This is a genomic window from Blautia sp. BCRC 81119 (genome assembly GCF_003184505.1).
In the GTDB taxonomy this organism is placed as follows: Bacteria; Bacillota; Clostridia; order Lachnospirales; family Lachnospiraceae; genus Blautia_A; species Blautia_A fusiformis.
In genome coordinates, this window is sequence record NZ_QJHD01000041.1 from 1 (window position 1) to 20,793 (window position 20,793).

General features: G+C 44.8%; 19 protein-coding genes, 1 tRNA gene, 1 rRNA gene and 1 riboswitch. Of the genes, 3 read left to right on the forward strand and 18 right to left on the reverse strand.

Annotated elements, in window-relative coordinates:
- The 12 genes from DMI82_RS18410 to DMI82_RS18465 all read right to left on the reverse strand — a co-directional run.
- Positions 1–269: ribosomal RNA gene (locus DMI82_RS18410) — 16S ribosomal RNA — on the reverse strand; the annotation flags it as partial.
- Positions 270–603: 334 nt separating this feature from the next.
- A tRNA-Ser gene (locus DMI82_RS18415) sits at positions 604–691 on the reverse strand.
- A gap of 797 nt (positions 692–1,488) precedes the next feature.
- Positions 1,489–3,174, reverse strand: a complete 1,686-nt coding sequence (locus DMI82_RS18420; protein ID WP_110104198.1) for a sulfate adenylyltransferase subunit 1 — start codon at positions 3,172–3,174, stop codon at positions 1,489–1,491.
- 1 nt (position 3,175) lies between these two features.
- Positions 3,176–4,078 carry a sulfate adenylyltransferase subunit CysD gene (gene cysD / locus DMI82_RS18425; RefSeq protein ID WP_015526618.1) on the reverse strand — a complete coding sequence of 301 codons (903 nt, stop codon included), beginning with the start codon at positions 4,076–4,078 and terminating at the stop codon, positions 3,176–3,178.
- A gap of 56 nt (positions 4,079–4,134) precedes the next feature.
- Positions 4,135–4,446: a 4Fe-4S dicluster domain-containing protein gene (locus tag DMI82_RS18430; RefSeq protein WP_015526617.1), complete on the reverse strand. Its 312-nt coding sequence runs from the start codon at positions 4,444–4,446 to the stop codon at positions 4,135–4,137.
- Entirely contained in the window at positions 4,430–6,136 is a 1,707-nt protein-coding gene (locus DMI82_RS18435) for an adenylyl-sulfate reductase subunit alpha (protein ID WP_110104199.1), read from the reverse strand. The genes DMI82_RS18430 and DMI82_RS18435 overlap by 17 nt, the downstream gene beginning before the upstream one ends.
- 5 nt (positions 6,137–6,141) lie before the next feature.
- Positions 6,142–6,558 carry a M67 family metallopeptidase gene (locus DMI82_RS18440; RefSeq protein ID WP_059086473.1) on the reverse strand — a complete coding sequence of 139 codons (417 nt, stop codon included), beginning with the start codon at positions 6,556–6,558 and terminating at the stop codon, positions 6,142–6,144.
- Positions 6,559–6,640: 82 nt separating this feature from the next.
- Entirely contained in the window at positions 6,641–7,447 is an 807-nt protein-coding gene (thiF, locus tag DMI82_RS18445; protein ID WP_015526615.1) for a thiazole biosynthesis adenylyltransferase ThiF, read from the reverse strand.
- Positions 7,447–7,656, reverse strand: coding sequence for a sulfur carrier protein ThiS (gene thiS, locus DMI82_RS18450; protein ID WP_021650460.1), 210 nt, complete (start codon positions 7,654–7,656; stop codon positions 7,447–7,449). The genes thiF and thiS (DMI82_RS18450) overlap by 1 nt, the downstream gene beginning before the upstream one ends.
- A gap of 12 nt (positions 7,657–7,668) precedes the next feature.
- Positions 7,669–7,914: a sulfurtransferase TusA family protein gene (locus DMI82_RS18455; protein WP_015526613.1), complete on the reverse strand. Its 246-nt coding sequence runs from the start codon at positions 7,912–7,914 to the stop codon at positions 7,669–7,671.
- Positions 7,907–8,770: a 4Fe-4S binding protein gene (locus DMI82_RS18460; RefSeq protein WP_021650461.1), complete on the reverse strand. Its 864-nt coding sequence runs from the start codon at positions 8,768–8,770 to the stop codon at positions 7,907–7,909. Before DMI82_RS18460 ends, DMI82_RS18455 begins: the two co-directional genes overlap by 8 nt.
- Positions 8,771–8,810: 40 nt before the next feature.
- Positions 8,811–10,049, reverse strand: a complete 1,239-nt coding sequence (locus DMI82_RS18465; protein ID WP_110104200.1) for an O-acetylhomoserine aminocarboxypropyltransferase/cysteine synthase family protein — start codon at positions 10,047–10,049, stop codon at positions 8,811–8,813.
- Between the two features lie 304 nt (positions 10,050–10,353).
- Between DMI82_RS18465 and DMI82_RS18470 the strand changes: the two genes are divergently transcribed.
- From DMI82_RS18470 to DMI82_RS18480, 3 genes are all read left to right on the forward strand, one after another.
- Entirely contained in the window at positions 10,354–11,544 is a 1,191-nt protein-coding gene (locus DMI82_RS18470) for a sensor histidine kinase (protein ID WP_227574303.1), read from the forward strand.
- Positions 11,545–12,258, forward strand: a complete 714-nt coding sequence (locus DMI82_RS18475; protein WP_110104201.1) for a response regulator transcription factor — start codon at positions 11,545–11,547, stop codon at positions 12,256–12,258.
- Positions 12,259–12,457: 199 nt separating this feature from the next.
- A complete protein-coding gene (locus tag DMI82_RS18480; protein ID WP_110104202.1) occupies positions 12,458–13,768 on the forward strand; it encodes a hypothetical protein in 1,311 nt (436 codons plus the stop codon).
- A 209-nt stretch (positions 13,769–13,977) separates the two neighbouring features.
- Here DMI82_RS18480 and DMI82_RS18485 read toward each other — a convergent pair whose 3' ends face one another.
- The 6 genes from DMI82_RS18485 to DMI82_RS18510 form a co-directional block, all read right to left on the reverse strand.
- The gene (locus tag DMI82_RS18485) at positions 13,978–14,994 is read right to left on the reverse strand and encodes a sulfate ABC transporter substrate-binding protein (RefSeq protein ID WP_110104203.1); all 1,017 of its coding nucleotides are present in this window, start codon (positions 14,992–14,994) and stop codon (positions 13,978–13,980) included.
- 255 nt (positions 14,995–15,249) lie between these two features.
- Positions 15,250–16,074 carry a hypothetical protein gene (locus DMI82_RS18490; protein ID WP_110104204.1) on the reverse strand — a complete coding sequence of 275 codons (825 nt, stop codon included), beginning with the start codon at positions 16,072–16,074 and terminating at the stop codon, positions 15,250–15,252.
- 293 nt (positions 16,075–16,367) lie between these two features.
- Positions 16,368–17,609, reverse strand: a complete 1,242-nt coding sequence (thiH, locus tag DMI82_RS18495) for a 2-iminoacetate synthase ThiH (protein ID WP_021650467.1) — start codon at positions 17,607–17,609, stop codon at positions 16,368–16,370.
- Positions 17,610–17,802: 193 nt separating this feature from the next.
- Positions 17,803–18,588 (reverse strand): thiazole synthase, encoded by a 786-nt coding sequence (locus tag DMI82_RS18500; protein WP_021650468.1) that lies wholly within the window; start codon positions 18,586–18,588, stop codon positions 17,803–17,805.
- A 163-nt stretch (positions 18,589–18,751) separates the two neighbouring features.
- Positions 18,752–18,955, reverse strand: coding sequence for a sulfur carrier protein ThiS (thiS, locus tag DMI82_RS18505; protein WP_015526603.1), 204 nt, complete (start codon positions 18,953–18,955; stop codon positions 18,752–18,754).
- A 249-nt stretch (positions 18,956–19,204) separates the two neighbouring features.
- Positions 19,205–19,312, reverse strand: a riboswitch (TPP riboswitch).
- 91 nt (positions 19,313–19,403) lie between these two features.
- Complete coding sequence (locus DMI82_RS18510; protein ID WP_158526519.1) at positions 19,404–20,522, reverse strand: Ig-like domain-containing protein; 1,119 nt, start codon at positions 20,520–20,522, stop codon at positions 19,404–19,406.
- Between the last annotated feature and the right edge of the window lie 271 nt (positions 20,523–20,793).

Genomic DNA, 20,793 nt, shown 5'->3' on the forward strand with positions numbered 1-20,793 from the left:
ACCAACTAGCTAATCCAACGCGGGTCCATCTTATACCACCGGAGTTTTTCACACCGGACCATGCGGTCCTGTGCGCTTATGCGGTATTAGCAGTCATTTCTGACTGTTATCCCCCTGTACAAGGCAGGTTACCCACGCGTTACTCACCCGTCCGCCACTAGAATTAAATTAAATCGACCGAAGTTTCAATAAAGTAATTCCCGTTCGACTTGCATGTGTTAAGCACGCCGCCAGCGTTCATCCTGAGCCAGGATCAAACTCTCTGATAAAGTGTTTGAATCTTTTACTCAAGACAACCGTTTGGCTATCTCTCGTTTTTACTGCTTTTGGTTTGTTTAAACCGTTCTTTAAATGTAAAGAAATTTTCGAGAATCGTATGTGTTTCACTGTTTAGTTATCAAGGTTTGTTGCGTCTGTCTCTCAGACAGCTCGTTTATTTTATCTCATCTCAAATCGTTTGTCAAGTACTTTTTTCAACTTTTTTCAAACTTTTTTTGATGAATCTCTGTCTCGCTGACAGCTTGTTTACTTTATCACATCCGCAAGCGTTTGTCAACAAGTTTTTTTATTTTTTTGAAAAATTTATTTTTTTCAAAAAAATAACGGAGAAGGAGGGATTTGAACCCTCGCGCCGCGTTAGCGACCTATACCCTTAGCAGGGGCACCTCTTCGGCCTCTTGAGTACTTCTCCAGACTCCGAACTTATAATTTCTTATTAAATTGGAGTGCATTTCTTCTGTGTTTTCATCCGAAACGCATGGTTAATTATATCCGAAAGATATAAGTTTTGTCAACACCTTTTTTTCATTTTTTTACATTAATTTTATCTTAGCGCGATTGACCAATCATATTATCCCCTTAGACAGGTGGCTACGCACGACACGCTGTCCGTGTGGACAGCGCAGGGAAAGTCCATCTCAGAGTTCCGAAGTCCGAGGGCTTCCCTGCCCCCCACCCTCTTGGGCACGGAACAAGCGCTACATCTTCGATATATAATGCGACTGACTTTTATTATGGAATCTTATGCCAAGCTGATTACTGTCTGAGCCGATATTATTCCGGAACGTTGTGCCGAGCTGATTCTTAGATACAACATTCCTCCTGAACAATTTCTGTATGACACTCTACTGCCATGCATCATTGAATACTATCTCGAACTGTTCACTTTCCGCAACCGGCCTGTGTGCACAGCCGAGGAGCTGGCATATGGGCGGGGCGCTCTGCAGGAGGTGTGACAACTACTTAGGCTCTGGAAGGTGGCGTTGTTTTTCAAAAGTTCGCTGTCTGAGCGCAGCGAGTTCGGACTTTTGGAAAACGCTTTTAGCCACCTTTCAGAGTCTTAGTAGTTTCCACCGACGAAGCCTGTCCCGCCCATATGCCAGCTCCTCGGCGTCCGTCAAACCACGAAATCCCGCAACACCCAAAAAAAAGAGGCCGCACATGCAGCCTCTTACACACATAACTATAGAAACTATAAGTAACCCAACATCAGATCATCCAGAAATTATCCGTGCAGACAATCCTCCGATAAGTCTCAAACTTAAACCACTTATTATGAAACTCCGACTTATTATCAGTAGCCTCAAATTCCCTCAAAAACATCTGATAATCATCATTACTGCGGATCTCCAGGGCAAAACCTCTCTCATCCACAACAGGAAGCCCCATAAACACATACTCATCCAGCGGAATAATATCCTGCACCCTCTTATCACGAATAAGAACAGCCGCATTATCCTCCAGGGAAACAATATCAAAATAGCCCGGATACTCAAAGCTGTCACCCTCAACAGGCACCACATCCCCTACATGATAAGTCTTAACCTCTTTATCCGCCTTGGAAAGCAGCGCATTCTCAAGGTTAAAATAAAACTCCTCAAAAACATAACCACCAACCTTCACATCATCCTTCTGGAAATAAGGCTTCTCACCCTCAGTATCCACAGACTCCACAACACCACAAGCAGAAGTCATATGACTCACACGATCGATCAAGATCAGCTCACCAAGAGTCTTATTCTTCTTAAACTCATCCAGCACAACCTTATCAGAAAGTCCAATCTTGCACAAAGCAATCTCATTCTTCACAATCGTATCAGCAGGCAAATGCTCCCCGGTATTCACATCCGTCTTAAACTCGATACTTTTAACCACACCAGCAATCTTCTTCGTACCAACCTTCACAAGATACTCCTTGCCCACTTCAAGCCTGGAATCATCCATCCATAGAAGCGTAGCCTCAAAGCCCTTTGCAACAGGGATCTCATTATTATTGGTAAGAACACATCCACGGCTTACATCCACCTCTTTATCCAGCTGGATCGTAACAGCCTGGCCGGCAACAGCCTCTTCACGATCGTCACTGCCCACCAGGATCGTCTTAACAGCCGCTGTCTCGTTGCTTGGGAGCGTTGTGATGATATCGCCTACATGAACCCGGCCACTCTCGATCTGGCCCTGGAAACCGCGAAATTCATGGTTTGGACGAGAAACACGCTGAACAGGCAGATAAAATTCGCTGACATTCTCAGCCTCTGAAACATCCACAGTCTCAAGATGCTCCAGAAGAGCTTTCCCCGTATACCAGGGCATATTCGGAGACTTCTTCGTTACGTTATCACCCTCTGTAGCACTGACAGGAATGATCACAACATCCTGAAGCCCCAGAGTCTCAGAAAGCTCATTGATATCCTTTACGATCTCATTAAAACGGCTCTCACTGTAATCAACAAGATCCATTTTGTTCACAGCAAATACAAAATGATGGATACCCATCAGAGCGCAGATACGTGCATGACGCCTTGTCTGGACCAGAACCCCCTGCTTCGCATCCACAAGAATAATGGAAAGCTGAGCAAAGGAAGCTCCAACCGCCATGTTCCTTGTATACTCCTCATGTCCGGGAGTATCCGCAACGATAAAGCTTCTTTTATCGGTTGTAAAATAACGATACGCAACATCAATGGTGATTCCCTGCTCACGTTCTGCCATCAGGCCATCCAGAAGAAGAGAATAATCAATGGCACCACCTCTGGAACCTACCTTGCTGTCCAGAAGAAGGGCTTTTTCCTGGTCCGCATATAAAAGCTTGGAATCATAAAGAATATGACCGATCAGTGTAGATTTTCCATCATCTACACTTCCGCAAGTGATAAATTTCAGTAATCCGCTCATCCTAGAAGTACCCCTCTCTCTTTCTTTTTTCCATACTTGCAGCTCCGCCGTCGGAATCAATAACACGTGTGGTTCTCTCAGATTCCACAGAGCTTAAGGTCTCGTCAATGATCTCGTCCAGTGTCTCCGCGTCAGACTCGATACCACCTGTCAGAGGATAGCATCCGAGAGTACGGAAACGGACCTTTTTCATCTGCGGCTCCTCACCCGGGTTCAGACGCATTCTGTCGTCATCCACCATGATAATGTTGCCGTCTCTGTATACAACCGGACGCTCTTTTGCAAAATAAAGAGGAACGATCGGGATATTTTCTCTCTTAATATACTGCCAGATATCCGTCTCAGTCCAGTTGGAAATCGGGAAAACACGGATACTTTCGCCTTTATTGATCTCCGTATTATAAAGCTTCCACATCTCCGGACGCTGGTTCTTCGGATCCCAGGCCTGCTCTGCATTACGGAAGGAGAAGATACGCTCTTTTGCACGGCTTTTCTCCTCGTCACGACGACCGCCGCCAAAAGCAGCTGTGAAACCATATTTCTTAAGAGCCTGCTTCAGTGCTTGCGTTTTCATGATATCTGTGTATGCGGAGCCGCTGTCAAAAGGATTGATACCTTGCTTCACACCATCCTGATTAATGTACTCAAGCATTTCGATTCCCAAATCCTTTGCGGTTTTGTCACGAAACTCGATCATCTCTTTAAATTTCCATGTTGTATTTACGTGAAGAAACGGAAATGGCGGTTTCTCCGGATAAAAAGCCTTCATTGCAAGATGAAGCATTACAGAACTGTCTTTTCCTATAGAATAAAGCATTACCGGCTTCTCGCACTCTGCTGCAACTTCACGGATGATATAAATTGCCTCTGCTTCCAGCTCATCCAAATGTGATAATCCACTCATATCTGATCTCATCCTCCTGTTCCGGCCGCCAGAACCGGCAGCACTTATCTTCTGGTCTAATATTTATTCGAATTCCGTCGATCCACATCGATCACGGATGTAGAACCGTCCGTTTTTGTAATGATCCAATGAAGGATATCCCCTTCGCTTTTTACATTCATGATACTTCCGTTCCCGCCGATATCCGCACCAAGGAAAAAGTCGATGGCACCGGCTTTACATTCCTTTACACAGGAAACGCAACCCCAGCAGTTTTTCGGATATTTCATCACGGCTTTTTTGTCTTCCATGACGATCAGGGTTCCCGGACATACTTCACTGCATTTTCTGCAGCCAACACATTTTTTCTGATCAATTCGTATGCTCATATGTGTCCTCCTTTACAATGTCGCGAAAAATCATCCTGATCTCGCCGTTTTCCAGTTTCGAATTTACATATTTATAAAATTTCTCATCTGTTTCCGGATGATCCAGATTTTCGTTAAAAGAATGCCATCTGGTCTCTTTGCGGTTTTTCAGATGAGCGATCAGTGAACGGCACACAATGAGACGCTCACGAAGTTCGTATGCAAACATCAGCTCATGCATATCTGCTGCCGCTGTTTTTTCGGCAAGAGCCTGAAGCTGAAGGATTTTTTCATCTGCAAGAGCAAGCTGCTTCTCATTAAACTGATAATTAGAAGCAATTCCTCCCGCATATTCATCCATGACTTTCTGCATGGCTTCTTCCAGCTCTTCCACGGAAAATGCCGGTGCGTCTTCATTTCGGAACTTTTCGTACTGGGATAGGATCTCATCTTCCTGAACCTTGATCTCTGTCTCAGTCTGAACATCTGCTTCCTTCAGAGTTCCGGCCTTAAACTGTTTCACCATATCCAATGCTGCAAGCTTTCCTTCTGCAAGAGCTCCTGTTACATATTTCTGCGGACATCCACCTGCAACATCACCAGCTGCATAAAGGCCTTTCACCGTAGTCTCACGGCCTGTATTTACCCAGTAGCCGCTGGCTGTATGACCGCCTACGATATACGGCTCTGTTCCCTGGATCTCCACATCCTGCTCGCTGGGGCTCTTTCCGCTTTCGATCCATTTCAGAGTCTGGCTCGGTGCCATGTTGAAATAAGCCTTCAGAAGATCTTCATCCTGTTCCTTCGTGATCCCTGTAGTCTTCAGGTAACACGGGCCGTGGCCAAGCTGATTTTCCCGAACTGTTCCGTAAACTCTCTCGCTTGTGGTCAGTCCGTATTTTGTCTCATAGATCTCGCCAGCTGCATTGATCTGTTTTGCGCCGACACCCTGTGCGATGGTTCCCGTAGGAGCAATGGTATCCTTGCAGCGAAGTGCGATAAAACGCATCTCAAAGGACGTCATCTCCGCACCTGCCAGGATTCCCATTGCATATCCGGCACCTGTGTTAAACGGCGGATACCACATCTTATGTCTGGAAAATCCCGGATTGTTCGGCTTATAAAGCCCGGCCGCTCCGCCTGTTGCAGCAAGAACTGCCTTTGCCCGGATAATGTATGCGGTTTCTTCCATAATAGAGAAACCAACCGCTCCGTAAACCTGTCCGTCTTTTACAAGAAGGTCTGTGATATTTACATAATTCAGAACGTCTACGTTCTCAGCTTTATGAACTGCATCAGCAAGAAGTGGTTTAAAATTTTCACCGTTGATCTTGATGTTACGGTTTCCTCTGGCTACATAATCACCATTTTCATCCTTCAGGATCACAAGCCCAAGCTTTTCCATCTTTGCAGTAACTTCGTTGAAATTCTCCGCTGCTGTAAGAAGAAGGTCCTGCCTTACGATCCCGGCGGCATCCTTTGTTGCATAATCTACATAATCCTGCGGCTTGCGGCCTTTTACAATGTAGGCATTGATTGCATTAACACCTGCTGCCAGACAGCCGCTTCGTCTGATATTTGCTTTTTCTGCGATCAGTACCCTGCCGGCTTTCTGTTCTGAGAGAACCAGCGCCGCATAGCAGCCTGCGGTACCTCCGCCTATGATCAGCACATCTGTTGTAATTTCCTTTGTGTTTAATCTGTTTTTCATACTCATCACTCTGTTATCTGAAGCTCATGTACAGTTACATTTTTCTCTTTATCTACGCCAAAGGCCTTCAACACCGGATTTTCTGCATCCATAAGGGAGAGGATCAAATATTCGATGTTCGGGTCAAATGCAAGTCGTTTATCTTCTTCGGAAGGCCTTGACGGAGACTCCGGATGAGAATGAAAATTTCCGATCATCTGATATCCGTTCTGACGGATATCCTTGATCGCGCTCAGCTGTTCCTTCGGGTCCATGGAAAAGTGTTCGTTGCTTTCATCGATATTTGTCAGCAGATACACCTTCTCGATGGTTTTTACATCGTCCTCAATGGTCCCGCCCAGAAGGCCGCAGGACTCATTGGGAAGTCCTTTTCTGCAGTGGTCTAATATTTTCTCGTAATCTTCTTTTTTTAATTTCAGCATTTCGTGGCCTCCAATGGGTTTCTATACTTATTTACAGTATCTGCACCAGCAGACACCTTTTCGTTTCTGTGATCAGTGTTTATTAATGCTTCAGTTCACACACAGCCTGCTCATAATCGATCAGTTCTGTGATCGTCGGATCATCGCCGCATACCGGGCAATGATGATTCTTCGGAAGCTTCACGGTACGGAATGTCATCTTCAGCGCATCGTAGGTAAGAAGTCTTCCTGTAAGAAGATCACCCTGTCCGATGATGTACTTGATCGCTTCCATTGCCTGAAGGCTTCCGATCACTCCGCCCATGGCTCCGATCACGCCAGCCTGCTTACAGGTCGGTACGGCATCCTTTGGCGGCGGGCTCTGGAACGCACATCTGTAGCATGGGCCCTGTCCCGGAACGTAAGTCATCAGCTGTCCCTGGAAACGGATGATCCCTGCATGTGAAAACGGTTTCTCGGCCATTACACAGGCATCGTTGATCAGGAATTTTGCAGGAAAGTTGTCTGTTCCGTCAAGAATGAAATCGTAATCTTTGATCAGATCCATGATGTTGCTGGAATCTACAAAGGTATGATATGTATTTACAGTAACGTCCGGGTTGATTGCTTTCATGGTCTCAGCCGCAGACTCTACCTTCAGTTTGCCGACATCTGCAGTTGTGTGGATGACCTGTCGCTGAAGATTGGAAAGATCTACCTCATCTGCATCCGCGATCCCGATGGTTCCCACACCTGCTGCTGCAAGGTAAAGGGCTGCCGGTGCTCCAAGTCCGCCGGCTCCGATGATCAGAACCTTGGCATTCAGAAGCTTTTTCTGACCTTTTACTCCAACCTCCTTCAGGATGATGTGGCGGGAGTACCGCTCAAGCTGCTCATTTGTAAAAGCCATTATCTTGCGCCTCCTCCCATGTAGTACAGGAACTCAACAACGTCGCCGTCCTTTACCTCTGTTTCCGGAACGTCTGCCTTGCTGATGAATTCATCGTTGATAGTTACGGTTACATACTCAGGACTTTCAATATCCTCTTTCTCAATAAGCTCTGTAAGCTTCAGTCCGTCTTCGTACTCTTTTTTATTTCCTGCAACTGTGATTGTCATTTCTCTGTTCTCCTATTCTTCAACTTTTCTTACGATCAGTGTATAAGTTCCGTCTTCGTTGTCCTCGAGCTTCAGGATCTGATGTCCTTCTTCCTTCACGCTTCTTGGCACATTCTGTACCGGCTCGCCATCGTTCATTTTGATCGCCAGGATCTGTCCGTCATCCAGCTCCTCAAGTGCTACCTTTGCTTTTACAAAGGTTACCGGGCAGACCACATCGGTAATATCTACGGTATCATCAATCTTAATATCAGCCATTGTATGCTCCTTTCAAAACTTCCTGAAGTTTTTCAGCGCCTACCCGGTCGATGGTAAATTTAAAACGCTCTCCCGGATTTGCATGATCATCAAAGAACTGGATCGCTGCATCGGTCACTCTGAAAAGCTGCTCCTCCGAGGTGATCAGCGGAAGGAATTCCTGTCCCTTGCTGATATGATTTCCAAACGTTCCGCCAAAGGAAACGATATATGCTTCGTTTACATCCCATGCATCCACCGGACAGGATTTTGCACATCTGCCGCAGTAGTTACATTTCTCTGTATCGATCACCAGCTTGTCATCCTCAAAGGAGATGGCGTTTTCTCTGCAGGCCTTTTCACAGACACCACAGTGGATACATGCATCCTCTTTCCAGCTGACCTCAGCCGCTCCCTTGATCCCTACATCATTCTCCTCTGCCTTCAGACAGTTGTTCTGGCATCCGGTAACACCGAATTTGAATTTATGAGGAAGCTCTCTTCCGAAATATCTTTCATTTAATTTCACTGCAATGTCATAGCTGTTGATATTTCCGCTTGGACAGACAGCGTTGCCCTGGCAGGCTGTAACAGTACGGACTCTCGGTCCGCAGACACCAGGCTTGCATCCGCCTTTTGCAAGATCATCCTTTACATCATCAATATCATCTAATTTAATGAACGGGATCTCAACTCCCTGTCTGGAAGTAAGATGTACATATCCGTCACCGTATTTCTCAGCTACCTCTGCGATCTTCTTAAGGTTTTCTGCGGTAAGTGTACCGCCTACACAGGCAAGACGAAGAGAAAAATTATTTTTCTGCTTCTGTCTCATGAAACCACCTTTTTTTAATGTAGCGTAATCTACTTTTGCCATAACGAACTCTCCATTTCTCTGCTGGTGCAGCTCTTAGATTTTATCGGTTATTTTCTATTGCTTGTTTGAAATCTTCTTTTAAATCTTCAATATCTTCAATTCCCACACTGATACGGATCAGATCCTCGAATACTCCGGACTGCAGCTTCTCTTCGTCGGAGATATGTGCCGCGATGGTGGATTCCGGATGGATCACCAGTGTCTTCGTATCTCCGATATTGGAGATGATCAGCGGGATCTTCAATGAATTAATAATGGAAAAAGCCTTCTCCTTGCTTCCGGTTCTTACGGTTACGATAGCTCCGTAGCCATTCCTGAACTGCTTTTCCGCAATTTCGTGATAAGGGCTTTCTTCCAGTCCCGGATAATTTACTTCAATGTCATCACCCAGGCCCTGTAAAAATCTCGCAAGCTCCAGTGCATTGTCACACTGTCTCTGCATTCGAAGTCCCAGGGTTTCCAGTCCCAGGTTATTAAGGAAAGCATTCTGCGGAGCAAGACACGCGCCAGTGTTCCGGAAAAGTCCGTTTCTAAGCTTGGCGATGTATGCAAATGGTCCGAATTTCCGGTATGGAGCAAGTCCCGGATATCGGTCAGGGTCCCATTTCAGACCCTTACCACAGACAAGAATACCGCTGATGGCATCGCTGCTTCCATTGATATATTTGGAAGAGGAATGAACCACAATGTCAGCTCCAAGCTTCAGTGGCTGGATCAAATACGGGGTTGCCACCGTGTTGTCTACGATCAGCGGTACGTCATGCTTATGTGCCACTTCCGCAACTGCCTGGATATCGGTAACATCCAGCTTAGGGTTGCCAATGGTCTCCGCAAAAACAAGTCGCGTCTTCTCTGTGATCTCTGCCTCAAAAGCTTCCGGCTTATTCTCTTTCACATATTTTACGGAAATCCCGAAAGGCTTCAGATCATCGAACAGTTCCACAGTTCCGCCGTACAGTCCGCAGGCTGCCACGATCTCATCTCCCGCCTGAAGAATGTTCAGAAACGCATTGGTCAGCGCTGCCATTCCGGATGCACAGGCCACACTGCCGATCCCATCCTCCAGCATGGTCACTCTCTTCTCAAAGGACTCTACCGTAGGATTGTTGATCCTTGTATAGGAGAAGCCCATTTTTTTATTGTCAAAAATTTTCTCCAGGTCTTCCGCGCTGTCATGTCGGAATGCGCTGCTCTGATAGATTGGAACCTGTGTTGCACCCTGTGGATATTTCTCGTTGGTGCCGTGGAGCAGCCCTGTATTAAAGCCGTATTCGTTCATAGCCTCTTCCCTTTCTTTTGTTGACACTTATATTAACCTACTATTCATAGTATGTCAATAGGAAAACGGGATTAAATGTATTTTTTTGTGTACACAACTATACGACAGCATGATACAATTATAACAGTTACGATAATTACAGCACCAAAAGAAAGATGCCCGCAGGCATACAAACCTACATTAAGAATAGGAGGTGATTCCTATCAATATAAACCCGAAGCTCCGGAATATTTTTCACTCTTTATTCAGTCCCACCCTTGATTTCCGCGTCCGGCTGTTCAACATCCTCGCCTTGGGAGGTACTGTGATCAGCCTGATCATGGCCTTTCTCAGTCTCGGGACCGGTTCCTGGGGAAATGTACTGATCAATTTTGCGCTGGTTGCAATCTCCGGAGGGCTTTTTCTTTATTCCTATTACAGTGGAAAATATCAGCGCTGCTACCTGATCACCATTGTCGTGATCTTTCTGCTCGTTTTTCCGGTGATGTTTTTTACCAGCGGCGGTTATCGTGGCGGCATGCCGGCATTCTTTGTGTTTGCTATTATTTTTACCGTGCTGATGCTGGAAAAAAGACGCGCTCTGATCGTTTCCCTGCTGGAGATCCTCCTTTATATGGGACTGTGTCTGGTTGCATACCATTTCCCGGACACTGTAACTCCTTTTGCCACGGAAGCAGACCGGCTGGCAGATATCCTTCTGGCGTTTGTCTCTGTAAGTATTGTCTGCGGCAGTGTTCTCTATTTTCATCTGAAGGAATATAACCAGCAGCAGCTCCTTCTGGAGGAACAGAATCTGCGACTGCGCTCCCTTGATAATGCCAAGTCCACCTTCCTGACCACCGTTGCCCATGAGATTAAAAATCCTCTGAGTTCCATTTCCCTCCACGCGCGGGACACCTCCGAGCTCCTTGAGGAAGAGCCTCTGGATTTCTCTCTTATGCAGGAAAATCTCCGCACCATTGAACAGTCGGTAATGCGGATCGACCGGATCGTGCTGGATCTGATGGATACGGTTTCCATTGAGCAGGGGCGGCTTGCCCTTTCCCTTGTCTCATCAGATCTGTCCGGTCTTTTGTATTCTGTAAAAAAAGACTACTGCAGTCATCCAAGCTCAAAGAACAATCAGCTGGTCCTTACGACACAATCCGGACTCCCGGAAATCTCTGCTGATCCGGAACGGCTGATCCAGGTTGTCACCAATCTGATCTCCAATGCAGAGCGTCACACCCAAAACGGAACCATCACCATTTCTCTTACCGGCGAACCGGGCTGGCAGACCATCTGCGTCTCCGACACCGGAACCGGCATGTCAGAAGAAATGCGAAAAAACGCACTCAAGGGTTATGTTTCCGCTGATAAGGATTACTGGCGGCACGGCATAGGCCTCTATGTCTGTCATCAGATCATCACTGCCCATGGCGGCAAAATATGGCTGAAAAGTAAAGAAGGCGAGGGAACTCAGGTGTTCTTCTCACTTCCGGAGGAGGAATCATAAATGAATGAAAAGAAATCACTTATCCTTATAGTCGAGGATGAAGAACAGGTGCTGAATACCAACTGCCGGATGCTGCGGCGCCGTGGCTACGATGTCCGCACTGCACAGACAGCCGCCGAAGCCTGTCATCAGCTTGAAGAACAGCTGCCGGATCTTCTTATCCTGGACATTATGCTTCCGGACGGAAACGGTCTGGATATCTGCCGCCGCTTCCGCGAAAAAACCATGAATCCGGTTCTTTTTCTCACCGGAAAAAGTGATATCCGGGATCGGGTAGAAGGACTTCAGCAGGGAGGCGACTATTATCTCACCAAACCTTATAATTTCGATGAATTTCTGGCCGTGATCCAGATGCTTCTGGAACGCCAGAAACGAATGGAAGAAAAAATAAAAGAAAAATTTCAGTCCTCCCGTCAGATCACCATCGGCAGCCTGCGGCTGGATCTTTCGGACGGCCATGCATATCTCAATAATGCCGACACAGGCCTTACCCGGACCGAATTCTCTCTGCTGCGTCTCCTTGCAGAAAACCAGGAGAAGATTTTTTCTGCAAAGGAGCTCTACGAAGCGGTATGGGGCAGCTGTGCAGGAACAGATACCAGCACGGTACGGCGGCATATCTTTAACCTCCGGACCAAGATCGGTGCCGAAGATACCGATGAGTATGACATTGTCTCGGTTTATGGGAAGGGATATCTTTTTACCTGCCGGTAAGCCGGCCTTTTCACGATCGGATAGCATATTTCCAGACCTGTACGCAGCTTTCCGTAAATGTCTCTTTTTCTTCACATTTCCGGATATCGGGATCTGTCTGTTACAATGTACTTAACAGACAGATCTTTTTTATTTGTAAAAATTTATGATCAAAGAATAGTAAGCAGCTAACTGCTGCGCAATTTATCAGGAGGTGCCTATGCATAAAAAAATCTTAGTTCTTTTAACAGGCGCGATCGCTCTTTCCATATCTGCAATCCCGGTCCTCGCTTCTGACCCTCCAACCGATGACGGTCAGCACATCTGGCAGGATGAAAACGGAGATTACTGGTACCGCAATGGTTCCGAGGATGAATATATCGGGGAAGGTAATTATGCCCCTGACCCGGATTCCGGTGAACTGATGGAAGGCAACGATGCCGGCTGGACCGAACAGGACGGTTATTTTGAGCCTCATTATTATTATGAGGACGGCAGTGTGTGGCTGGAAGATGCCACCGGAACCACATATATTGGCTCCAGAGATAAATATTATATTGATGACTACGGCAATCTTCAGGAATATTCCGATTCTGAAACTGATTCCTCCTCCGGAGATTCTTCAGAAGAATCCTCCGATACCAGTGGAAACTCCTCCTCGCAGGATTCCGATTCTTCATACCCAAATTCCTCTTCCGATACAAACACGGAAGATTCCTCTGAATCGGAAAAGCGCGGCGAGCTTCATATGCGGGTTGGATTCCCTGCCGATGATACGATCAGAGAATCCATGCCCGAAAAAGAAGGTTATTTCGAGCAGCGTTCCGTAAATGGCGGAAAAAGCACTGCCTTTGTTTTAAAAGTACCGAATTCCTCTCTGGAGGATTCTTCCCTGAAGGGTTTTCTGGCAGAATACTATCCGGTAAAGGGTGAGATCATCACCAAAAAGGATCTTACCTTTGAATCTTATCCTGCCACGAAATATCAATACTTAACCGAAGTCAACGAAGAAGAAAAAAATGTAGATGCTCTTGTATGCCAGACTGACGATTATACATTCGGACTTTTTGTCCTGACTCCGTCAGACACCTATGATAAGGCCGCCGAAAAGGAAGCCACAGAGCTGATCAAATCCATAGATTTCGTTTACGCAGAGCGTGTGGATATGGCCATGACGGATTACTTCCAGGTCCTCACTCCGGAGCGCTGGAAATATCTCTGCCGTTATGAAACAACCGAAACCGAAAATGGTGGATATAAACTGACTTATTACAATGAGGATGTTCCTGTACTGACTCTGGAAGCCAGATATTACGATGGCGAAGACCAGCCTCTGGACAGTGTATGGCAGGGCTATCTCGGCCGTATCGAAACCGTCGACGGCAAAAAATACGATCTTCTGTCCACCATCAGCCAGTACTCCAAGGACGCCTCTGATGAATGGAAGGAAATGTATGACACTTATCTGGATGTCATAAACGGGATCCGTATAATGGACGGCTGTTCCCTGACCGAAGGAAGCCATGCCTGATCCCTTGTGATTCACATTGTCCCCTCTGCCGTTATTTTGCAGACCGGAAGATCCATAGCTGCATGAGATGTTGACAGTGCTATATATCAGATATAGATTTTCCAGTCGCAAAAGGCACATCATATTTACATAAAAGAAGCTGCAAACTCTGTTTTTTCACTGTTCTGCAGCTTCTTTGTGTTATTCCGTCCGACTATATCTTCTGCTGTCTATCCTTCGTAAATCTGATCAAAAATCCCTCCATCTGAGAAATGTGTTTCCTGTGCCTTTTTCCATCCGCCGAAATCATCAATGGTGACAAGATTGATGTCCAGATTAAACACATCGGAGTATTCCTTCAGAATATCCTGGTTTGACGGACGGTAATAATTATCACCGGCGATCCTCTGTGCTTCATCGGAATAGAGATAATTCAGATATTCCTCTGCCACATCTCTGGTGCCTCTTTTGTCTACGACTTTATCGACTACTGCTACAGATGGCTGTGCAAGGATGCTGATGCTTGGTGTTACGATCTCGTAGTCGTCCGGATAATCCTTTACGGAAAGATAGGCTTCATTTTCCCAGGCGATCAGTACATCACCCTGTCCGTTTTCCACGAAAGAGGTCGTTGCGCCTCTGGCTCCGGTGTCCAGGACAAGTACGTTTTTGTAAAGATCTCCGATGAATTCTTTAATTTTGTCCTCGTCTCCGTTATATTTATCTTTTGCATAGGCCCAGGCTGCCAGATAGTTCCATCTTGCTCCGCCGGAGGTTTTCGGGTTTGGTGTGATCACACCTACGTCTTTCTTTACCAGATCGTCCCAGTCTTTGATGTTCTTCGGATTTCCTTTTCTCACAAGAAATACAATAGTCGAAGTGTAGGGAGCGCTGTCCTCCGGAAATTCATCCACCCATCCGTCATCGATGAGTCCTGCATCCTGGATCGCATCCACATCATACTCCAGTGCCAGTGTTACCACATCTGCTTCCAGTCCGTTGGCAACCTCAAGTGCCTGTTTTCCTGAGCCTCCGTGGGATTGTGTGATGTCCACATCCTGCCCTGTCTTTTCTTTCCAATGCTTCTGAAAGATCTTATTATACTGTTCATAGAGCTCTCTGGTGGGGTCATAGGATACGTTTGTAATGCTGACACTGTCCGCCGCATAAGCGGTTGCTCCTGTAAGACTTCCGATGGTTACTGCTGCCAAAAGGGCTGCTGTTGCTGATTTCCATTTTCTTTTCATAATACTTTTCCTCCTGTTTTTCTGCCTTTATTTTTGTTGTTGGCTTATTATAAACACGAGTAAGTCTTTATGAAAACTATAGAATCGGAAACCGTTTTCATGCTATCCAAAATTCCTGGTATTCCTACCTTAAAAAACAGCAGAAAAATCCCGGAAATCGGTAAATAAACATATGATTCCGTATAAAAATTTCCATTTCAGAATATTTACAGAAAACGTAATCAGCCTTGTATTTACAGTATTTCTGGTGATTTTTTATTTGATATTCAATTCTTCCAGCAGCTTTTTCATATAATTTTCATCTTTCATAGCCTTATCAAGGTCTTCTGTACGGTTCTCTTCCAGAAGTTTTTTTGACAAAAGCAGTCCCTGCTCCATTCCTTTTTTCATTCCTTTTTCCATTCCCTCATCCAACAACATCTGTCCAAGTCTTGTCATAGATATAACCTCCTTAATCTCATCCAGATCTTTACTATCCAAAAACTTATCTGCCAGAGTATATAACATTGCCATTGTTTTTTCTGCTGTTAGGCCACGTTTCTTTTTGGATAGTATAACTGCTTCTTTGATTTTTTCCTTAATCTTCATATTCCCAGACATTAATGGTGTCAACGATAGGCTTGCATAATCTTCTTCCGTAAGCTCTGTTCCGTCTTCTTGTTTTTGTCGTATTTTTTCAAAAACCTCATCTGCATTTCTATCCTTGAGATATATCGGTTGTATCCGATATGTAAACAGTCCCATATTCAATTCTGTCTTAACCGATTTGATTCCACCTGAATAAATCACATAGGTTATAACATTTTTTCCTGTTTTATGTGAATATACCGCATCATAGGCAAGAAATCTGCGCAAATCATTTTCTCCCTTGTCGGTTGTCTGGAATTCTATATGAATATAAAATCCTTCTTTAGTCAGAAATGTAAAATCCATATATAAAGAATGAATAGTAAGTTCTATCAGCTCTGTAGGACCAAGATTCACAAATTCATAGTCAATTCCAAGACTTTTCAGGATCGTATCACGGAAATAATCAAATCCCATTTTCATAATAGCATCTTCATGTTTTGTATTTGCCATGTGGCACCTCTTTTTTAGTTCAGTATCGTTATCGGCTGTGCCTTGAAAATGCTTTTGTAATTTTACTCTGACTCTTTATCTTATGTGAATTTTATTATTCTTAATCGTCCTCCTTGTTATATTTATTTTATCAGACCCGGACTAAAAAATCATCATTACTCTTCCGACAAATTCTTCCTTTATTTTCTATCCGTTTTTATTTTATGGTTATCCACACCCACCCCGGAGAAACATTCTCCGGGGTGGGTGGTTTTCCACATATTCCACAGAAGTTATCCTCTTCTGTCGTGTTTTCACAGATAAATATAGTCGTTCATGACTGGCTGCAGTCCGTGGTCTTTCAGGGCGTTGAAGACTTCGTCCACAGACCTTCCGTCGGAAATCTCAAACTGATCATCACCTTTATCCTCAATATCATCCACATGGCTTCCGATTCCGGTGCTGACACCTGCAGAGATCTTGGTTGCTGCGATATTCACCAGATTGTCACGGACACGCTCACACTCTCTGGTGGATACAGTAATACTTGCAAACGGCATAAACAGACGATATGCACAAACTACCTGCAAAAGCTGCGGTTCGTGTACATCCTTCGGGTTGATCCTGTCGTTGTTGATGATCGGACGAAGTCTCGGGCAGGAAAAAGCGATCTCTGCGTGTGGATATTTTCTCTGCAGAAGATATGCATGATATCCCGTTGCAAAAGCATCCTTGCGGAAATCATCCAGTCCCAGAAGTGCCGCAAAACCAACACCTCGCATGCCGCCTTTTAACGCACGCTCCTGTGTATTTAACCTGTATGGAAAAATCCTCTTGTGGCCTGCCAGATGCAGAGTTTCGTATTTATCAGAATTATAAGTCTCCTGGAAAACTGTCACATAATCTGCGCCGCATTTGTGAAGATATGCGTACTCATCAGAATTCATCGGATACACCTCAAGACCGACTACCTTGAAATATTTCCGGGCGATCTCACAAGCCTTTCCGATATATTCCACATTAGATTTCGTTTTGCTCTCTCCGGTAAGAATCAAGATCTCCTGGAGTCCGGTTTCTGCAATGGCTGCCATCTCTTTCTCGATCTCATCTGCATTCAGCTGTGCGCGGCGGATCTTGTTGTGGCAATTAAATCCACAGTAAATACAGTAGTTCTCACAGTAGTTTGCAATGTAGATCGGTGTAAACATGCAGATACTGTTTCCAAAATGTTTCCTTGTTTCGATCCGTGCAGCCTGTGCGATTTCTTCCAGAAGAGGCAGCGCTGCCGGTGAAAGCAGTGCTTTAAAATCCTCCGGTGTACGGTTGTCATGAACAAGCGCTCTCCGTACATCCGCTTCTGTGTACTTATCATAATCATATGCGTTCATTGCGGAAATAACCTGATCCATTACATCAGATTCTTCCAGCTGTTCCATATCCGGAAGGTACTTCATGTGATCGATACGGTTCTTTTTCATATCTTCCAGAATTTCTTCATTTACAATACTTTCATTAAAATGGCCGTCCTGCTGACTGGCCTGTACTGTTTCTGCCATTGTTGTTGTGTCGCTCCTCTCGTACTTTTATTATTTTCAAATTTGTAATATTTCAGTATCTGTTTTTAGCCATTCGTTTTCTTTTCTGCTCTGGTTGATCTGCATCAAGTGAATATTCGCAATCCGCTTTCGCTACACAGATTTCCCCTTAATAACCGTATATTTCCGAGTCTTTCAATATACTGTCATTATTTTACTCATGCAAAAATCCGGTCAGCGGTGAGGATGCACTTGCACCTCTCTCCAGAGTTCTTCCCATACCGGAAAGATATGCACTTCTTCCTGCCTCAATAGCTTTCTTAAAGGCTTCCGCCATAACACGGACGTCTCCTGCAGTTGCAATGGCTGTATTTGCCATAACTGCTGCAGCACCCATTTCCATAGCCTCACATGCCTGTGACGGGCGGCCGATTCCTGCGTCCACGATGATCGGAAGGTCGATCTCGTCGATAAGGATCTGGATGAATTCTTTTGTACAGATTCCTTTGTTGGAACCGATTGGAGAGCCAAGTGGCATTACACAGGCAGCTCCTGCATTCACCAGATCTCTGGCTGCATTCAGATCCGGATACATGTATGGCATAACTACAAAGCCCTCTTTTGCAAGGATCTCTGTTGCCTTGATGGTCTCGTAATTATCCGGAAGAAGATATTTGGAGTCATGGATAACTTCGATCTTTACAAAATCTCCGCATCCAAGCTCGCGGGAAAGTCTTGCGATACGAACTGCCTCTTCTGCATTTCTGGCGCCGGACGTATTCGGAAGAAGCGTAACATTCTTCGGAATATAGTCCAGAATGTTCGCAAGTCCACCCTCATTTGCACGGCGCAGGGCAAGTGTTACGATCTGAGTTCCTGCTTTTTCAATACATGCTTTTACAAGCTCCAGGGAAAATTTTCCGGAACCAAGGATAAAACGGGAAGTAAACTCATGGCCTCCCAGGATCAGTTTGTCTTCATTTGTGTTTGCTGTTGTCATTTTTTATGTCCACCTTTCTTTATGTCTGTTTGCAGAAAATATTTCCACCGATTTATAACCAGCGCCTTCTTCTGCCAGATCATTCTTCATCTGCATTTTTTCAGTAACTTATCTGTCAGTTACTGCCGTGGTATATCTACCTAATTTTATCTCTATAGCGACATCAGCAGCTTCCGCCGCCCATAAACTGCAGAATCTCCACAACATCGCCATCTTTCAGTACTGTTGTATCGTAAGTATCTCTCTTAATGATTTCTTCATTCAGCTCTACTACAACCTGCACCGGAACATAGTTACATGCTTCTAGATATTCTGTTACTGTCACCGGCTTTTCCAATGTTCTGCTTTCACCATTTACTGTGATCATGATCTCTCCTTTCCGGAAACTTCAAAAGCTATTCGTCAATAAAAAAAGAGTTCACAAAGAAATACACCCGCGGTGGTGCACCCCTTCATGAACTCAGTTCACTCTCAAATTTCCCAATATTCAATTGTCGATACCGGGGTTAAAAGCGTTCGCTCTTGATCCCTTCCCTGTAAATCCTGATCTTACGTATTCAATCGGATAAAAACATCCGCATCCAATAAAAAAGGAGATACACCAAAGTATCTCCCGTAAATTCATCTTATACGTTCCTACGTTGGCATTATCCAAATCAGGTATAAGGGTCGAAGTTGAAGACTTCCTCTCAGCCTGCCATCACAAGCTCCCCTGTTATTTACATGGTTTAGTATAATTCCGATTCTGCTTCATGTCAAGAACAATAAATTTTGGTTTTATTTGCCGGTTTTATTTGCAGAGTGAACAGTAACTTTTATTTATAAGCAGTGAATCCCAGATCTTTCATTGTCAGATTTAAATTCTTTTTCAGATAATCATTTGCTACTTTCATTGTCGCTTTCATCATAATATTGGAAGAATCCTGCAGATCTGTCATCGCTTTTTTTCCGTTTGTATACAAGAAAGTCAGATTCTGACCTTTATAAGCAGATGCTTTTGTAGAAGAAGTCACCAGCAGAAAGACTTCATTTGTAGACAGGGCGGACTTCACATTGACCGTATCAGATTTCACACAGTTTCCGATAATATCCAGTCCGACAAGGATTCCATCTGAAGGCATAGAGAGCATCATCCCAATATCTATCTTATCTTCTTTCTTCAGATAACCGATCATCAGAGTACTTTCTTTATCTACTTTGACATTTATAAACTGATTTCCGTCTTCAGTATATTTACCTTTCTGACTGATGTATTTTTTCAATTTGCTATAATTCTGCGTCAATCTGGTATTAGCCGAGGTCGGATTCTTTACAGTAACCTTGCAGGTGAATTTTCTGCCGCCAAGAGTCGCTGTGATAACCGCTGTTCCTGTTTTTACCGCGGTGATCTTTCCGGCAGAAGTTATCTTGACAACATTTGTGTTGCTGCTCTTCCATGACGGTTTCAGACTGGTGCCTTTGATCTTCAGTGTATAAGTTTTTTTCGGTGCCAGTGTCAGGCTGGTCTTATTCAGGGTGAGATAATTCAGACCTGCGATCGCTGTCAGACCTTTTTCATTATATCTACTCCAGATCGTATTTTTTCCGGATTTCCGGTAAGCTCTCACTGTGTAAGTATAGCTTACTCCAGTACTTACTTTTGTATCGGTAAACGTAACATTTTTGCTTCCTGTAATGTTTTTTACTGTTTTCCATCCGCTGTTTCCGGTCTTGCGGTATACCCGGTATCCGGCAACTCCTTTTACCTGTTTCCAGCTGAAAATAATCTTATTCCTGCCGGAGATCTTAATAGAAGACATAGTCGGCGTTGCTACGTCTATCGCCGCCTGTACTTCTGTCGCACTGATCAACTCCGGAACCGCAGCTGGTGCCGCCGTTGCAAGCATAAAACCTGTCAAAATGCCACATAAAGCTTTTTTCCAATTTCTTCTCATACGCTTTTTTCCTTTCTGCTTTGTGGTATATCTGGATTCCCTAACAAATATAGTATACATTATAAAAATTATTCCTGCTATGATATTTTTCGCCGAATCAGGGCTTTTGGTGAAATTCGGCAGTTTCTACAATGGCTTGACACTCCCCTCAACTAAAGCAGGGGGATTCTTGCTTCTCCCACTACTGCATTGGCAAACACCTTACGGTACTGCAATGTCTTACACAGTGTCCACAAGCTATATTTATACTGTTCCCGTATGCCCTACGGTA

Bases quoted from the DNA above. Each gene is read 5' to 3' on its own strand.
- DMI82_RS18420 (WP_110104198.1), bottom strand. From the start codon at position 3,174: ATGAGCGGATTACTGAAATTTATCACTTGCGGAAGTGTAGATGATGGA.
- cysD (WP_015526618.1), bottom strand. From the start codon at position 4,078: ATGAGTGGATTATCACATTTGGATGAGCTGGAAGCAGAGGCAATTTAT.
- DMI82_RS18430 (WP_015526617.1), bottom strand. From the start codon at position 4,446: ATGAGCATACGAATTGATCAGAAAAAATGTGTTGGCTGCAGAAAATGC.
- DMI82_RS18435 (WP_110104199.1), bottom strand. From the start codon at position 6,136: ATGAAAAACAGATTAAACACAAAGGAAATTACAACAGATGTGCTGATC.
- DMI82_RS18440 (WP_059086473.1), bottom strand. From the start codon at position 6,558: ATGCTGAAATTAAAAAAAGAAGATTACGAGAAAATATTAGACCACTGC.
- thiF (WP_015526615.1), bottom strand. From the start codon at position 7,447: ATGGCTTTTACAAATGAGCAGCTTGAGCGGTACTCCCGCCACATCATC.
- thiS (WP_021650460.1), bottom strand. From the start codon at position 7,656: ATGACAATCACAGTTGCAGGAAATAAAAAAGAGTACGAAGACGGACTG.
- DMI82_RS18455 (WP_015526613.1), bottom strand. From the start codon at position 7,914: ATGGCTGATATTAAGATTGATGATACCGTAGATATTACCGATGTGGTC.
- DMI82_RS18460 (WP_021650461.1), bottom strand. From the start codon at position 8,770: ATGGCAAAAGTAGATTACGCTACATTAAAAAAAGGTGGTTTCATGAGA.
- DMI82_RS18465 (WP_110104200.1), bottom strand. From the start codon at position 10,049: ATGAACGAATACGGCTTTAATACAGGGCTGCTCCACGGCACCAACGAG.
- DMI82_RS18475 (WP_110104201.1), top strand. From the start codon at position 11,545: ATGAATGAAAAGAAATCACTTATCCTTATAGTCGAGGATGAAGAACAG.
- DMI82_RS18480 (WP_110104202.1), top strand. From the start codon at position 12,458: ATGCATAAAAAAATCTTAGTTCTTTTAACAGGCGCGATCGCTCTTTCC.
- DMI82_RS18485 (WP_110104203.1), bottom strand. From the start codon at position 14,994: ATGAAAAGAAAATGGAAATCAGCAACAGCAGCCCTTTTGGCAGCAGTA.
- DMI82_RS18490 (WP_110104204.1), bottom strand. From the start codon at position 16,074: ATGGCAAATACAAAACATGAAGATGCTATTATGAAAATGGGATTTGAT.
- thiH (WP_021650467.1), bottom strand. From the start codon at position 17,609: ATGGCAGAAACAGTACAGGCCAGTCAGCAGGACGGCCATTTTAATGAA.
- DMI82_RS18500 (WP_021650468.1), bottom strand. From the start codon at position 18,588: ATGACAACAGCAAACACAAATGAAGACAAACTGATCCTGGGAGGCCAT.
- thiS (WP_015526603.1), bottom strand. From the start codon at position 18,955: ATGATCACAGTAAATGGTGAAAGCAGAACATTGGAAAAGCCGGTGACA.
- DMI82_RS18510 (WP_158526519.1), bottom strand. From the start codon at position 20,522: ATGAGAAGAAATTGGAAAAAAGCTTTATGTGGCATTTTGACAGGTTTT.